9 protein-coding genes are annotated in these 16,808 nt (G+C 72.8%); all 9 read left to right on the top strand.

Going from position 1 to position 16,808, the window contains the following annotated elements; translation table 11 throughout:
- The coding region (locus tag ACH4J0_RS41450) for a C40 family peptidase (protein ID WP_396246377.1) at nt 1–448 on the top strand (448 nt) is incomplete at its 5' end.
- Nucleotides 449–1,030: 582 nt separating this feature from the next.
- Complete coding sequence (locus ACH4J0_RS41445) at nt 1,031–1,255, top strand: MbtH family NRPS accessory protein (protein WP_030555172.1); 225 nt, start codon at nt 1,031–1,033, stop codon at nt 1,253–1,255.
- Nucleotides 1,256–1,269: 14 nt separating this feature from the next.
- Nucleotides 1,270–6,252, top strand: coding sequence for an amino acid adenylation domain-containing protein (locus tag ACH4J0_RS41440; protein WP_396246376.1), 4,983 nt, complete (start codon nt 1,270–1,272; stop codon nt 6,250–6,252).
- Nucleotides 6,249–10,631, top strand: a complete 4,383-nt coding sequence (locus ACH4J0_RS41435) for a MupA/Atu3671 family FMN-dependent luciferase-like monooxygenase (protein WP_396246375.1) — start codon at nt 6,249–6,251, stop codon at nt 10,629–10,631. Before ACH4J0_RS41440 ends, ACH4J0_RS41435 begins: the two co-directional genes overlap by 4 nt.
- A gap of 49 nt (nt 10,632–10,680) precedes the next feature.
- The gene (locus ACH4J0_RS41430) at nt 10,681–13,191 is read left to right on the top strand and encodes a type I polyketide synthase (RefSeq protein WP_396246374.1); all 2,511 of its coding nucleotides are present in this window, start codon (nt 10,681–10,683) and stop codon (nt 13,189–13,191) included.
- A complete protein-coding gene (locus tag ACH4J0_RS41425) occupies nt 13,173–14,027 on the top strand; it encodes a 3-hydroxyacyl-CoA dehydrogenase family protein (protein ID WP_396246373.1) in 855 nt (284 codons plus the stop codon). The genes ACH4J0_RS41430 and ACH4J0_RS41425 overlap by 19 nt, the downstream gene beginning before the upstream one ends.
- A complete protein-coding gene (locus tag ACH4J0_RS41420; RefSeq protein WP_396246372.1) occupies nt 14,024–14,320 on the top strand; it encodes an acyl carrier protein in 297 nt (98 codons plus the stop codon). The genes ACH4J0_RS41425 and ACH4J0_RS41420 overlap by 4 nt, the downstream gene beginning before the upstream one ends.
- Complete coding sequence (locus ACH4J0_RS41415; protein ID WP_396246371.1) at nt 14,313–15,449, top strand: acyl-CoA dehydrogenase family protein; 1,137 nt, start codon at nt 14,313–14,315, stop codon at nt 15,447–15,449. The genes ACH4J0_RS41420 and ACH4J0_RS41415 overlap by 8 nt, the downstream gene beginning before the upstream one ends.
- Nucleotides 15,446–16,543, top strand: coding sequence for an HAD-IIIC family phosphatase (locus tag ACH4J0_RS41410; RefSeq protein WP_396246370.1), 1,098 nt, complete (start codon nt 15,446–15,448; stop codon nt 16,541–16,543). Before ACH4J0_RS41415 ends, ACH4J0_RS41410 begins: the two co-directional genes overlap by 4 nt.
- The last annotated feature ends 265 nt before the right edge of the window (nt 16,544–16,808 follow it).

The raw sequence follows: 16,808 nt of genomic DNA, 5'->3' as shown, positions 1-16,808 counted from the left end.
CGCCGCGAAGTCCTACCTCGGCGTCAAGTACGTGTGGGGCGGCGGCCACTCCCTGCGCGGCGAGGGCCCCGGCCCCTCCCTGGGCACCTGCGACGGCTACACCGGCTCGATCCAGCCCTGCCCGGCCAACACCACCGCAGGCCTGGACTGTTCGGGCCTGGTCCGGGCGGCCTTCTGGTTCGGTGCCGGCATCGACCTCGCCAAGGGGGGCGACACCACCGAGCAGACCCTGGACAATCACCTCACCCCGATCACCGAGTCCCAGCGCCAGCCCGGCGACGTCGAGTACTTCGGCACGGACGCGCACAACACCACCCACGTCGTGCTCTACGCCGGCACCGACCCCGCCACCGGCGCCGACATGATGTACGAAGCGAAGGAAACGGGCACCGACGTCCACTACGTCACCCTGCGCACCGGCGGCTACTGGTACCACGTCACCGCCTGACCCCCACACGTCGCGCCGGGGGGGCGACCACCGCCCCCGGCGCGACGTCCCGCGGCCGCCTCGTCGGCACGGCCGGTCTCGAGTTCCATCGAGACCGGCCCGTTCCGGTTTCCGCGACCGCAGGGAACACGGCTGATCCCGCGACCCCGGCCACCGCCGACTCCCGCCGTCGGCCGGCGAACTCCGCCTAACCGCCCAATCCTTGACCTAACGGACTACCGGAGTAATCGCCATACTCTATTGCCGGGAACCAATGAGACCCATGCTGTCGGAGTGGAACGCATGAGGGGTGGTGGTTCTCCGACAGCCGTGGTCCCGGGGTCCGCACGCGACCGGTGCTCGTCGGTCAGCGCACGTGCGGCGCTCCGGTTGCCTTGACGGTGCCGAGGCGGCCGGCCGTTTCCGAGCCGCACTCGAAGGAACCCGGTCGCGAGGCTCCGGACCCGCCTCGTCCTCGCGACGCCCCGCAGCGATTCGCCGTGCCCGTCATCCCCGCGTCCATGCCCGCGACGCCCGACATGACGGCCGCAGGGGCACGACCAGCAGCAGATCAATCCGTATCCCGCCGAACCGGAGGAACCCATGGACGGCGAAGCCCAGTCCTACGTGGTCGTGCTCAACGACGAGGAACAGTACTCGATCTGGCCCGCCGACCGGGACCTGCCGCTCGGCTGGCGCGGCGCCGACGTCAGCGGTTCCAAGGCCGAATGCCTGGCCCACATCGGCGAGGTCTGGACTGACATGCGCCCGCTGAGCCTGCGCCAAGCCGTGGAGCAAGCCGGTGCAGCCGCCCACTCCCAGCAGTGAAGGGTACGTGCGAGATGGTGCTCAATGAATTCCACGCCCGGCTGGCCGAGGCACCGGACGCGATCGCGGTGCAGGACGGCGACCGGAGGCTGACCTACCGGAGCCTCGCCGCACACGCCTCCGCCCTGGCGACCGAACTCAACCAGCGCGGGGCGGGCCAGGACAGCGTCGTGGCCGTCTACGCCGACCGGTCGGCGGAACTGGTGGTCGCCGAACTGGCCGTCCTGCTCGCGGGCGCGGCCTACCTGCCGCTGGACCCGGCCCACCCCGCCGCGCGGATCCGCCAACTCCTGGACGTCTCCGGCGCCGTCGCGGTCCTCAGCACCGAGACGCTGGTGTCCGGCGGGGCACCGCTGGGCGACGACGTCCTGGTGGTCGACCTGACGAAGGAACCGTCCCACGCCACCGTCCTGGCACCGCCCCGGCTGACCGGCGCCGAACTGGCGTACGTGATCTACACGTCGGGTTCCACCGGCCAGCCGAAGGGCGTCGCGGTGACCCACGCGAGCCTGGCCAACCTGATGCACTGGCACCACCGGACCTACCGGACGCGGCGCGAGGACCGCTCGACCCTGCTGGCCAGTCCCGGATTCGACGTGTCCGTCCAGGACATCTGGTTCACCCTGACCGCCGGCGCCACGCTGGTGGTGCCGCCCGCCGAGGTGCGCACCTCGCCCCCCGCGCTCGCCGCCTGGCTGGCCGACGAGCAGATCACCGTGACCTTCCTGCCCACACCGCTGGCCGAGGCCGTCCTCGACGAGACCTGGCCGGCGCACACCGTGCTCCGGTTCCTGCACACCGGCGGCTCCGCGATGCAGCGCGGCGTGCCGGACGGCCTGCCGTTCACCGTGATCAACCTCTACGGTCCGACCGAAGCCACCGTCAAGGTGACGGCGGGTGAGGTCGTGGCGGGAGGACCCGTGCCGCCGCCGATCGGCGTGCCCGTCGACGGCGTGCGCTGCTACGTGCTCGACGGACTCGACCCGGTGCCCGACGGCGAAGCCGGCGAACTGTGCCTGGCCGGCGCGTGCGTGGCCCGCGGATACCTGAACGACCCGGCAGCCACCGCGGCGGCGTTCGTGCCCGACATCGCCACCCCCGGACAGCGGATGTACCGCACCGGCGACAAGGTCCGCCGCCGGCCGGACGGGGTCTTCGAGTACATCGGCCGCTACGACGACCAGGCCAAGATCCGCGGGTTCCGCATCGAGCCCGGCGAGGTGGCCACGGTGCTCAAGCAGCACCCCGGCGTCCGGGACGCCTTCGTGGCGGTCGAGCACTCCGGCCGCCCCGACGCGCGCCTGGTCGGCTACGTCGTCACCGGCGCCCCCACGGCCGAACTGGTCGACTTCGTCGCGGCCCGGCTGCCCCGCTACATGGTGCCGGCGGCGCTCGTCGTGCTGCCCGCCCTGCCGCTGACCCCCAACGGCAAGGTCGACCGCGCCGCACTGCCCGCCCCCGACCGCACGGCCGCCGGCCTGGCCGACGTCGCCGCCGCGCCCCGCACCCCCACCGAAGCGGCCCTGGCGGGGATCGTGTCCAGGCTGCTCGGCGGCGCCGAGGTCGGCGCGCACGACGACTTCTTCGCCCTGGGCGGCAACTCGCTGCTCGTCGCCGGCCTGGCGGGCCGCATCGCCGCCGAGCTGCACACCGTGGTGACCGTACCCGAGCTGTTCGACGCGCCCACCGTCGCCGCCCTCGCCGCGATCATCGACCAGCGCTCCGCCGTCACCGACGGCAGCCAGACCCCCGCCCCGGCGATCGCGCCGGTCCCGCCGCCGGTGCGCCGCGGCGACCGGAGCCGCCCGATCCCGCTGTCCCTGCCGCAGGAGCGCGTCTTCTTCTTCGAGCAGCTCTCGCCCGGCAACCTGGCCTACAACTTCCAGGCCACCGTGTCCATGCAGGGCGAGGTCGACGTCGAGGCCATGCGCGCCACGCTCGACGAGATCGTCCGCCGGCACGAGGTCCTGCGCACCGTCTTCGTCGCCGTCGGGGGCGTGGGCCGCCAGCTCCCGCAGGCGGACGTCAAGGCCTCGCTGAAGGTCCTCGACGTCCCCGCCGAACAGGCCGACGAGGTCGTCGCCGAGCAGCTGCGCGAGCCGTTCGACCTGACCGAGCCGCCGCTGGCCCGCTGGGTCCTGCTACGGCACGGCAACGGACAGAACACCTTCCTCCACGTGGAGCACCACTTCGTCCACGACGGCTGGTCGCTGTCCATGTTCCTGTCCGAGTTCCGCGCCATCTACCCGGCCTTCCTCGCCGGGAAGCCCTCACCACTGCCCGAACTGGTCGTCCAGTACGCGGACTACGCGCTCTGGCAGCGCGACTTCATGAGCGGCGACGTACTGCGCGCCCACGTCGACCACTGGACCGCCCGACTGGCCGGCGCCCCGCACATCCTGGAGCTGCCCGCCGACCGGCCGCGCCCCCCGGTGATGACCTTCCGCGGCCGGGCCCCGCGCATCCTCATCCCGGCCGAACTCGCCCGCGCGCTGCGCTCCTTCAGCCGCGAGAACCGGGTGTCGCTGTTCTCCACCATGTACACCGGCTTCGCGGCCCTGCTCTACCGCTACACCGGACAGCAGGACATGCTCGTGGGCACCGGCGCGGCCAACCGCACCATCCCCGAGCTGGAGCCGCTGCTCGGCATGCTCGTCAACACGCTGGTCCTGCGCACCAAGGTGTCACCCGACCAGACGTTCAACGACCTGCTGGCCCAGGTGCGCCGGAGCGTCGCCGAGACGCTCGCCTGGTCGGACACCCCGGTGGACTCGGTGATCGACGCCATCGACCCGGTCCGCGACCCCTCCCGCACCCCGCTGTTCCAGGTCATGTTCAGCTTCCACGACTCCGCGGTCCCCGACATCGACTTCGGCGGACTCACCGGCAGGGTCACCGAACGCTCCAACCGCACCGCCAAGGCCGACCTCAACGTGATCGTGATCCCGCGGGCCGAGCAGCGCCTCGGCCGGCAGGCCCGTCCCGAGGACGACGACCTCTACATGATCTGGGAGCACTCCTCCGACCTGTTCGACGAAGCCACCATGGAGCGGATGGTCACCCACTACCTGACCCTGCTCGCCGACGCGGTGGCCGAGCCGGGCACCCGGATCGGCGCGCTGCGCCTGCTCCCGCAGGAGGAGGCGCAACAGCTGGAACGCTGGACCCACGGGCCCGCCGCGGCCGCCTCCCAGCCGGTCACCGACCTGATCGCCCGTCAGGCCCGGACCCGGCCGCAGGCCGTCGCGGTGCGCTGGCCGGGCGGACAGCTCAGCTACGGAGAACTGTGGCGCCGCGCCGGCGCCCTGGCCCACGAGCTCCGCGAATGCGGCCTCACCACCGAGGAACCGGTGGCGGTCTACGCCGACCGCTCCGTCGAGCTGGTGATCGGCGAACTCGCGGCACTCCTGGCCGGCGGCAGCTACCTGCCCGTGGACCCGAGCTACCCGGCCGAGCGGGCCGCCTACATCCTGCAGGACGCCGGCGTGCGCACGGTCCTGGTCACCCCCCGCACACGCCCGCAGCTGCCCGCCTGCGCGCAGAACCTCCAAGTCCTCGACCTGGCCGCCGACAACCCCCACGCGCCGCTCCACACCGAGCCGGCCACCCCGGAGCGGCTGGCGTACCTCATCTACACCTCGGGATCCACCGGCCGGCCCAAGGGCGTGGCCCTGGAGCACCGCGGCCTCGCCAACCTGGTCGCCTGGCACGTGGACGAGTACGCGCTCGGCCCCGACGACCGCACCACGCTGTTCGCCAGCCCCGGCTTCGACGCGTCGACCTGGGAGATCTGGCCCACCCTCGCGGCCGGCGCCACCCTGAGCGTCGTCCCGCCGGACCTGCGGGCCGCACCCGCCGAACTCGTGCGCTGGCTCACCGAGGAACGGATCACCGCGGCGTTCCTGCCCACCCCCGTCGCCGCGGCCGTCCTGACCGAGCCGTGGCCGGCCGACACCGCGCTGCGCACGCTGCTGACCGGCGGCGACGTGCTGCCGGCCGCGCCCCCCGCAGGACTGCCGTTCCGCCTCCACAACCACTACGGACCGACCGAGAACACCGTCGTGGCCACGGCCGCACCGGTGCCGCCAAACCCGGACGGGCTGCGCCCGGCCATCGGCCGGCCGATCAGCGGCATCGACGCCCACGTACTGGACGCCGAGGGACAACCCGTGCCCACCGGTGTCCGCGGCGAGCTGTACCTCGGCGGCACCGCGGTAGCCCGCGGCTACGTCAACCGCTCCGAGCTCACCGCCGAGAGCTTCCCCACCGACCCGTTCACCGACCGGCCCGGCGCACGCCTGTACCGCACCGGCGACGTCGTGCGCTGGCGCCCCGACGGGCAGCTGGAATTCCTCGGCCGCGCGGACGAGCAGGTCAAGATCCGGGGCTTCCGGATCGAGCCCGAAGAGGTCGCGGCCACGCTCCGGGAACACCCGGACGTACGGGACGCCGTCGTCGTCGCCCGCGCCTTCGCACCCGGCGCCGAGGCCTCACTGGTGGCCTACGCCTGCGCCGACGGCCAGGACGAGTCCCTCGCCGAGGAGAAACTGCTGGCGTTCCTGCGCGACCGGGTGCCCGTGTACATGGTGCCCGACCGGGTCGTCGTGCTCGACACCCTGCCGCTCACCGAGCACGGCAAGATCGACCACGACGCGCTGGTCGCCCTGACCCCGAGCACCCCGGCCGAACCCGAGGCCGAGCAGGCACCGCGCACCCCCACCGAGGAGCGCGTCGCACAACTCGCGTCCGCGCTGCTCCACGACCAGCCGATCGGGCGCGCGGACGACTTCTTCCGCGCCGGCGGCCACTCCCTGATGGCGGCCCGGCTGGTGGCCCAGGTCAACGAGGCCTTCGGCGTCGAGGTGCCGATCGCCACGTTCCTCCAGCGGCCCACGGTGGCCGGCCTGGCGGACGCCGTGACCACCGCGGCCGCAGCGCCCAAGACCGCCCCGATCAAGCCGCGCGCCCGCCGCACCGGAACCGAGGTGCAGCAGTGAGCGCAGCCATCGAACCCGGGACCGGGGGAGAGGACGACCGGGCCCCGCTGTCGTACGCGCAACAGCGACTGTGGTTCCTCGACCAGCTGCAGCCGGGCAGCGCGGTCTACAACGTCCCGCTCGGCTACGACATCACCGGCCCACTGCACCACACCGCCCTCGAACAGGCGCTGACCGAAGTCGTGCGGCGCCACGAGATCCTGCGCACCGCCTTCCGCTCGACCGCGGGCACCCCGCACCAGGTGGTCCTGCCACCCGCGCCGCTGTCCATCCCCGTCGTCGACCTGACCGCACCCGGCCGCTCGGCGCACGAGGTGGCACGGCTCGCGGACGAGGAAGCCGCAGCCCCGTTCGACCTGGTCGCCGGCCGGGTCATCCGGGCCCGCCTGCTGCGCCTCGGTGAGCAACAGCACCGCCTGCTGCTCACCGTGCACCACCTCGCCTGCGACGCGCCGTCGGTCGGCACGCTCGGCAAGGAGCTCGAGGTCCAGTACCTGGCCGCCCTGGGCGGCCGGGTACAGCCCGAGCCCGACCTGCCCATGCAGTACGCCGACTTCGCCGACTGGCAGCAGAACACCCTCGCCGGGCCCGAACTCGACCGGCTGCTGGCCTACTGGACGGACCGGCTGGCCGACATGCCCGCCCGGCACCTGCCCACCGACCACCCGCGCCCGCCGGTGCAGAGCTACCGCGGCGCCGCGCTCACCTTCGACCTGCCGCCGACAGCGGTCCAGCGGCTCGAAGAGCTGGGCCGGGCGGAGGGCGTCACGCTCTACAGCGTCCTGCTCGCCGCGTTCGCGGTCCTGCTGCGGGCGCACGTCGGCGAGGACGAGGTCGTGGTCGGCACCCCGGTCTCCGGACGGGAACGCCCCGAACTGGCCCGCCTCATCGGCTTCTTCACCAACACCCTGGTACTGCGCTGCGACCTCGGGTCCGCCCCGACGTTCCGCGAGCTGATCCAGCGACTGTGGGAAGAGGTCAAGGGCGCGCTGGCCCACCAGGACCTGCCGTTCGAGAAACTCGTCGAAGAGCTGCACCCCGACCGCGACCTCGCCCAGAACCCGCTGTTCCAGGTGCTGTTCAGCTACCGCTACGAGGACGAGGGATCGGGCCTGCGCCTGGACGGCTGCCAGGTGCAGCAGGTGCTGGGCGACACCGGCGCGGCGCGCTTCGACCTCACGCTCAGCCTCACCCGCAACCCGGCCGGCGTGACCGGCCGCCTGGAGTACAGCACCGACCTGTTCGAGGCCACGACCGCCGAGCGGATCGCCCAGCGGTACGTCCAGGTCGTGACCGCCGCCGCACAGGCCCCCGACCGGCCCGTCGACGAGCTGACGGTGCTGCCGCCGGGCGAACTCGCCACCCTCACCGACTGGCAGTGCGGCACCCCGGCCGGCGTCCCCGACGCCGCCCTGGTGCACCGGCTGCTGGCGCAGCGGGTGGCCGCGACACCCGACGAGGTCGCCCTGGTGGCCTCCGACACCACCCTGACCTACCGCGAACTCGACCACCTCGCCGACCGGTTCGCCGCCCAGCTGCGCCGCCTCGGCGTGGCACCGGACGAGCCGGTCGGGGTCCACCTGGGCCGCACCTCCCTGCTGATGGTCACCCTGCTGGGGATCCTCAAGGCGGGCGCCGCCTACCTCCCGCTGGACCCCGGCTACCCGCGCGACCGGCTGGCCTTCATGGTCGCCGACGCGGGCGTGCGCCTGGTCGTCGCGGACCCCAGGTCCGCCGCGGCCGCCGGCCGGCTCGGCGCCGCCCAGGTCGTGGTGCCCGACCTCACCGGGCAGCCGCAGGGCCCGGCCGACGGCGAGCCGTCGGCGCCCACCCCCGACAACCTGGCGTACGTGATCTACACGTCCGGGTCCACCGGACGGCCGAAGGGGGTCATGGTCACCCACCGCAACGTGGCCAACCTCTTCGCCGGGATGGACGAGGCCTTCGGTACCGACGAGCCCAGCACCTGGCTCGCGGTGACCAGCGTCTCCTTCGACATCTCCGTGGTCGAGCTGCTGTGGGCACTGACCCACGGCCACCGCATCGTGCTGCGCGCCGAGCCGCCCCTGGCCTCGGCCGCGGCCGCCGCGGCCTCCGCCGCGGTGGCCGGCGCACGGACCCGCGAGATCGACTTCAGCCTGCTCTACTTCGGCAGTGACTCCGAGGCCAGCTCCGAGGACCGCTACCGGCTGCTGCTGGAGGGCGCGAAGTTCGCCGACCGCAACGGCTTCACGGCCGTGTGGACCCCCGAGCGCCACTTCCACCAGTTCGGCGGCCTGTACCCGAACCCCTCGGTGATGGCGGCGGCCGTCGCCGCCACCACCGAGCGGGTCCAGGTGCGCGCGGGCAGCGTGGTCATGCCGTTGCACGACCCGTTGCGGGTGGCCGAGGAATGGTCCGCCGTGGACAACCTCTCGGCCGGCCGGGTCGGCATCTCCCTCGCCTCCGGCTGGCACGCCAACGACTTCGTCCTGGCACCCGAGCGGTTCCACCAGCGCAAGCAGCTGATGATGGACGGCCTCGCGCAGGTCCGCGAGCTGTGGCGCGGCGAGAAGATCACGCGGCCCAACGGCGTCGGCGCCGAGGTCGAGGTCGGGGTGTTCCCCCGGCCCGTCCAGTCGGAGCTGCCGGTGTGGCTGACCAGCGCCAAGCATCCGGAGACCTTCCGGATGGCCGGCGAGGCCGGCACCGGGGTGCTCACCCACCTCCTCGGGCACAGCCTGGAGGAGCTGGCCGAGAAGATCGCGCTGTACCGCAAGACCTGGCGCGAGCACGGGCACGCCGGGGACGGCCACGTGGCGGTCATGGTCCACACCTTCGTCGGTCCGGACCTCGACGAGGTCCGGGAGCTGGTCCGGGAGCCGATGAGCCGGTACCTGGAGACCTCCTTCGACCTGATCGCCTCACTCGGCGCCACCACCGGCAGCGCCGAGGACTTCAAGGCGCTGCCGCCCGAGGAACTGCGGGAGCTGGTCGACCGGGCCTTCGAACGGTTCTTCGCCACCGCCAGCCTGCTCGGCACCCCGCAGGTGTGCGCCGACATGGTGGACCGGATGAAGGCCGCCGGCGTCGACGAGGTCGCCTGCCTGATCGACTTCGGCGTCGACGAGAAGGCGGCACTGGACGCCCTGACCCACCTGACGACCGTCCGGGAGATCAGCGAGGAGCGCAGGGACGCCGCCCTGGCCAAGGCCGAGGAGCCGATCGCCGACCAGATGCGCGAGCACGCGGTGACGCACCTGCAGTGCACCCCCTCGCTGGCCCGCGCGCTGCTGGCGGACCAGGACACCCGCGCCGAACTGCCCCGGCTCAGCCGGCTGCTGGTCGGCGGGGAGGCCCTCCCCGCCGACCTGGCCCGCGAGCTCGCCGACGCCGTCAAGGGCACGGTGCACAACATGTACGGGCCGACCGAGGCCGCGGTCTGGGCGACCACGTCGCAGATCCGCCCCGACGGCGCCGCGGTGTCCATCGGACGCCCGCTGGCCAACGTCCGCGCCTACGTGGTCGACCGCGACGCACGGCTGTGCCCCACGGGCGTCCCCGGAGAACTGCTGCTCGGCGGGGCGGGCGTGGTCCGCGGCTACCTCGACCGCGCCGACGTGACCGCCGAACGCTTCCAGCCCGACCCGTTCACCGGCCTGCCCGGCGCACGGCTCTACCGCACGGGCGACCTGGCCCGCTGGACCTCCGGCGGCGAACTGGAGTTCCTCGGCCGGCTCGACGACCAGGTGAAGCTGCACGGCCACCGCATCGAACTCGGCGAGATCGAGACGGCACTCGCCGCACACCCGGGGGTCCACTCCGCGGTCGCCGTCATCCGGGGCACCGGCGCGGAGCAGCGGATCACCGGCTACTACGTACCGGCCCAGGACCGCTCCACGCCCGTCACCGAACTGCGCGGCTTCCTCGCCGCGCGGCTGCCCGGCTACATGCTGCCCAGCGCGCTCCACCCCATCGACACGGTGCCGCTGACCCCGAACGGCAAGGTCGACCGCAAGGCGCTGCCCGACCTGTCGGACGCGCGCCCGCAGAGCGCGACGGCGTACGCGCCACCGACGAACGAGACCGAACGGCTGGTCACCGACGTGTGGCGCGAGGTCCTCGGCGTGGAACGGGTGGGCCTGGACGACAGCTTCTTCGAACTCGGCGGCAACTCGCTGCTCGTGGTGGTCGCCAGGGCCAGGCTGCTCGAACACCGGGACAGCGCTCTCTCCCTGGTGGACATGTTCCGCTACCCGTCCGCACGGGCCCTCGCCGAGGCCATCGACCGCAAGCCCACCGACGAACCCGACGGCGCGGTCGGCGCGGCCGCCGCCCGGGCAGCCGCCCGCCGCGCCGCCGGACAGGCCGCACGCCGCGCCGGCAGGACAGGGATGTGACAGTGCCAAACAACACTTCGACACGGCATCGAGCCGCGGGGGGCCTTGGGTGAGTACCGAGATGGAAGACGGGATGGAGCCGATCGCGGTCGTCGGACTCGCCGGACGACTGCCGGGAGCCGCCACCATCGAGGCGTTCTGGCGCAACCAGCGCGACGGCGTCGAGTCGGTCACCCGGTTCACCCCCCAGCAGCTGGCCGACGCCGGATGGCCGGCCGACATGGTGGCCCACCCCGACTACGTGCCCGCCGCCGCGGTCATCGAGGACGCCGACCACTTCGACGCGGAGTTCTTCGGCTACAGCCGCGAACAGGCCGAGATCAGCGACCCGCAGCAGCGGATCTTCGCCGAGACCGTCTGGCACGCCCTGGAGGACACCGGACACGACCCCGCGCGCTTCGACGGCGCCGTGGGCGTCTACGCCGGCCAGTTCGCCAACAAGTACCTGCCGCTGAACCTCCTCGCCAACGCGAAGTTCCGCGGATCGTTGGCAGCCTTCTCCGCACGCCCGTACAACGACAAGGACTTCCTCGCGACCAGGGCCGCCTACCTGTGCGACCTGCGCGGCCCCGCGATGACCGTCCAGTCGGCGTGCTCCACCTCGCTCGTCGCCATCCACCTCGCCTGCCAGGCGCTGCTGGGACACGAGTGCGACATGGCGCTGGCCGGAGGAGTGGCGCTGCCCGTCCCGCTGATCGGCGGCTACCCGGTGGTCGCGGGCGGCATCTTCGCCCGCGACGGCCACTGCCGGCCGTTCGACGCCTCCTCCAGCGGAACCGTCCCCGGATACGGCGTCACCGTCGTGGCCCTGCGCAGGCTCAGCGACGCGCTCGCCGACAACGACCACATCCGCGCACTGATCCTCGGCAGCGCCCTCAACAACGACGGCTCGGCGAAGTTCGGGTTCAACGCACCGAACGGACAGGCACAGGCCGAGGTGATCGCCACCGCGCACGCAGTCGCCGGCGTGCCGTCGGAGAGCATCGGCTACATCGAGGCCCACGGCACCGGCACCCCCCTCGGCGACCCGATCGAGCTGGCCGGGCTCACCAAAGCCTTCAACACCAAGGAGCGCGGCTACTGCGCGATCGGTTCGGCGAAGGCCAACATCGGCCACCTCGACGCCGCCGCAGGAGCCGCCGGCTTCGCCAGGGCCGTACTGGCACTCGAACACGCACAGATCCCGCCGAGCATCAACTACGACGCACCCAACCCGGCCCTGCTGCTGGAACGCACACCGTTCTACGTCCCGACCACCGCCCGCCCCTGGCCACGCGGCGCGACACCGCGACGGGCCGGCGTCAGCGCCTTCGCCGTCGGCGGCACCAACGCCCACGTCGTGCTCCAGGAAGCACCGGCACCGCGAGCCGCCGAGCCGCCCGCACGCGACCACCAGCTGCTCGTCCTGTCCGCGCGCACCACCAAGGCCCTGACGGACGCGGCGAACAACCTCGCCGACCGCCTGGAGCAGGACGACCTCGACCTCGCCGACGTCGCCTACACCCTGCAAGTCGGCCGGCGCGCGTTCCCGCACCGCCGGCACCTGGTGTGCCGCGATCGCACCGAGGCGATCACCGCCCTGCGGGCCCTGGCACGACCCGGCACCGAGGACACCACCGCGAACCCGGACGCCCGCCAGGTGGTCTTCATGTTCCCGGGCAGCGCCTCCCACCGGCCGGACGCCGCCGCACGGATCCACCGCAGCGAACCGGCCTTCGCCCGGGAAGTCGACCGCTGCGCCGAACTGGCGCGGCCCCTGCTCGGCCACGACCCGCGCGCCCTGCTCCTCCCCTCCACCTGGGACGGCCCGCAGCAGCCCCACGACGACCCGCGCGGCACCGCAGCCGCGGCCTTCATCCTGCAGTGGTCCCTCGCACAGCTCTGGCAGTCCTGGGGCGTGCGCCCCGCCGCGATGATCGGCGAGGGCGACGGCGAGTACGTGGCGGCCTGCCTGGCCGGCGTGATCGACCTCGCGGACGCCATCGACGTCACGATCACCGCCGCCGAGCTGCGCTCCCGCGCCGGGGCGGGCCCCGTACCCGACGCCCACGCCTCCGAGTTCGCCGCCAAGATGGCGCGCCACGCACTCAAGCCCCCGCAGGTGCCCTACATCTGCGCGGCGACCGGAACCTGGACCAGCCCCCAGGAAGCCGTGGACCCCGCCCACTGGGCCCGCCACCTGCGCGAACCCGCCCGCACCGCCGACGGCCTGCGGGAACTGGCCGGCGAACCCGGCCGGATCCTGCTCGAAGTGGGACCGGGCAGCACGCTGACCGACACCGCCGCACGGCAGGACACGGCGAAGCAACCGGCGGCGGTGGCGTCACTACCCCCCGCGGACGGGAACCGATCCGACCACGCCGCCCTGCTCCACGCCGTCGGCACGCTGTGGCAGTCCACCGTGCACATCGACTGGGAAGCCCTGCGCGGCACCTCGCGACCGCGGCGGGTCTCCCTGCCGGGCTACCCGTTCCAGCGGAGCCGGTACTGGATCGGGCCCGACTCCGGCAGTTACGAACCACTGGGTCTGGAGGAGGCGTCATGGACGAGCAGCTCATAGCCATCGTAGGAGCCGGCGTCATGGGCACCGGGATCTCGACGCTCGTCGTCGGAGCCGGCCTGCCCGTCGTACTGGTGGACGTCGACCAAGGCGTGCTCGAGCGCGCCACCACGGCGATCGCCAACGGCCTGCGGCACGCACAGCTGACGGGCGCACTGCCCCCCGGGCGCACACCCGGCGAACTGCGCACGACCCTCTCGCTGAGCGACGTCGCGGCCGCGGACGTGGTCATCGAGGCGGTCACCGAACTGCCCGAGCACAAGGCGCAGGTGCTCTCCGCCGTATCGGCACTGGTCCGCCCCGCAACCCCCCTGATCTCCAACACCTCCGGCATACCCATCGACGAGATGGCCGCATGGGTGAAGAACCCGGACGACCTCATCGGAACGCACTTCATGAACCCCGCGTACCTCATCTCCATGGTCGAGGTGATCCGCGGCCCGCAGACCGCCGACCGGACCGTCGAGTCGGTGCTCTCGCTGCTGACCCGGATCGGCCGGCACGCGGTGGTGGTCCACGACGCGCCCGGCTTCGTGACGAGCCGGCTCCTGCACCCGATGATCAACGACGCCGCCCAGGTGGTCCGTGCCGGCACCGCCACCGTCGAGGACGTGGACGCCCTGATGCAGGGCTGCCTCGGCCACCCGACGGGCCCGCTGCGCACCGCGGACCTGATCGGCATCGACAACCTCGTCGACGCCCTGGAGGCGCTGTACGCACGCACCGGAGACGAACGGTGCCGCCCCAGTGAGCTTCTTCTCGAAAAGGTCCGGCGAGGCGAACTCGGCCGAAAGAGCGGCCGTGGCTTCTACAACTACAGTGAGGCACAGTCATGACCCCGGAGCAGCAGACCAAAAAGGCGCCCTTCGACACGGACGCCGTCGTCGACGAGATCACCAGGTTCGTGGCCGAGCAGACGCGGACCACCCCCGACGCGGACCAGGACCTCTTCACCACCGGCATCGCCAACTCCATGTTCGCCATGCAGCTGGTCGTCTTCCTGGAGCAGGCCTACCACGTGACGGTCGCCGGACCGGACCTGCAACTGTCCAACTTCCGCACGGTCAAGAGCATGGCCGCGCTCGTCGGCCGACTCCAGGCAGAGTCTGCCGCAGACAGCGATGTCTGACGGGCACTTCCCGGAGCACGAGGCCACCTGGCGTCTCGTCAAGGACAACGCCGGCGGATGGGACATCGCCGGCGAGATCCCGCGAACCGTCCTGAGCGAACTCGGTGCGGCCGGCGTGCTCTGCGCCGAAGTACGCAAGGAACACGGCGGCCTCGGCCTGGGCAGCCAGGAGAGCGGGAAACTCACCGCTCACGTCGGGAGCCTGTGCAGTTCGCTGCGCAGCGTGATGACCTCGCAGGGCATGGCGGCGTGGACGGTACAACGCCTCGGCACCCGCGAGCAGCGGGCGGCGTTCCTGCCGCAGCTCACCGGCGGCCGGCTCGCGGCCGTCGCCTTCAGCGAGCCCGACGCCGGCAGCGACCTCGGTGCGATGACCACCGAGCTGCGCCTCGACGGTGACACGGTGATCGTGGACGGCAGCAAGACGTGGATCACCGCCGCGGCCTACGCCGACCTGATCGTGGTCATCGGCAAGGTGGGCGACACCGCGGCGGCGGTCGTCGTGCCGACGGACGCCCAGGGGGTCCGGATCGAGAAGGTCCCCCACCCGATGGGCTGTCGCGCGGCCGGGCACGCCCGGGTCCGGCTGGAGAGCGTACGCCTGCCGGCCGCGAACGTCCTCGGCGGCACCGGGCTGTCGCTGCCGTTCCTGGTGACGACGGCCCTGGCCTACGGCCGGATGTCGGTGGCGTGGGGCTGCGTCGGCATCCTGCGCGGCTGTCTCGGCGCGGTGACCGAACACGCCCGGTCACGGCGGCAGTTCGGCAAGCCGATCGCGGAGCACCAGCTGGTCGCCCGCAGGATCGCCGAGCTCTACGCCGCGGAGCGGACCGCCACCGCGGTGTGCCGCCAGGCCAGCGAGTGCTGGGAGTCGGGCTCGCCGGACCAGGTGATCGCCACCGTTCTCGCCAAGCACGTCGGCGCGACCGAGGCCGTGCGCGGGGCCGCTTCGGCCCTGCAGATCATGGCCTCGGCCGGCGCGTCGGACGGCCACGTGGTCGCCCGCGCCTACCGGGACGCGAAGTTGATGGAGATCATCGAGGGCAGCAGCGAGATCTGCCAGCTCGAACTCGCCAGACACGCCCTGGCGACCGGTCACGGCACAGTCCGGCAGGAGGAGGCGCAGTGAGCGGACCATTGCCACCGAGCGAACCGATCACCACCGTCAAATGCGTCGTCTGGGACCTGGACAACACGCTGTGGAAGGGCACCCTGCTCGAGGGCGACGACGTGGTCATCGACGACCACGTCTACGAGACCGTCGTGGGTCTCGACTCCCGCGGCATCCTCCAGGCCGTCGCCAGCAAGAACGACCACGGCCCCGCCTGGCGGCGCCTGGAGGAGCTCGGCGTCGCCGAGTACTTCGTGGCGGCCAGGATCGGGTGGGGCCCGAAGTCGGCGTCGGTCCGGGAGATCGCCGACGAGCTGAAGTTCGCCTACGGCACGATCGCCTTCGTCGACGACCAGCCGGCGGAACGCGCGGAGGTGGAGTTCCACCTGCCGCAGGTGCGCTGCTACCCGGCCGAGTCGGCGACGGAGCTGCTGACGCTGCCCGAGTTCACCCCGGCGACGGTGACGGTCGACTCGCGTCGCCGCCGCCAGATGTACCAGGCGAACGTGCGGCGCCAGGCCGAGCAGGAGTCGTTCGACGGGCCGTCGGAGGAGTTCCTGCGTTCGTTGGACCTCGTGATGGAGATCGGCCGGGCCACGGCCGGTGACCTCTCCCGGATGGAGGAACTGACGCTGCGCACGAGCCAGATGAACGCGACCGGCGTCCACTACTCCGACGCCGACCTGCGCGCGCTCCTGGACGACGCACGCCACGAGGTCCTCGCGGTGACGATGAGCGACCGTTTCGGCTCGCACGGCGCGGTCGGTGTCGCGCTGGTGGAGACCGGTCCGGCCGTGTGGCACCTGAAGCTCCTGGCCACCTCGTGCCGGGTCGTCTCGTTCGGTGCCGGCGCCACGGTGCTGAACTGGCTGATCGGCGAGGCGGCGACGGCCGGTGCCCACCTGGTCGCGGACTTCCGGCCGACGGCACGCAACCGGGTGATGGAAGTCGCCTACCGGTTCGCCGGGTTCACCGACGAACACTGCGCCTGTCTTGCCGAACTGCCGCCACCGGAGGGCGGGCAGACGCAACGACTGCACATCACACCGGCGCCCAGGCCGGCGCCCGGCACGCTGCGCCTGGACGCGGTCCGACTGGCCACGGCCCGCTAGCACACCGAGCCGAAACGCCCGCCGCCCCCGTTCGTCCGCGGGGGCGGCGGGCGTTTTCCCGTGCCACCCGGTGCGGACCTGCACGTGGTCGGCGGTCGGCAGCGCCCTCGTCGACGGCGGGCGCCGTGCGGGGCCCGCGCGAAACGCAGCGTCGGGGCGGGGGGGGGGGGGGGGGCGCGCCCCCCCCCCCCCCCCCCCCGGACCCCGGGGGGGGGTATGTGGGGGGGGGGGGGTGGGGGCGGGGGCCCCGGGGGGGCATACGCCC

Source organism: Kitasatospora sp. NPDC017646 (assembly GCF_044329365.1).
Lineage (GTDB): Bacteria > Actinomycetota > Actinomycetes > Streptomycetales > Streptomycetaceae > Kitasatospora.
Note: the sequence above shows the minus strand (reverse complement) of the source record. Positions and strands in the feature narration are given on the sequence as shown.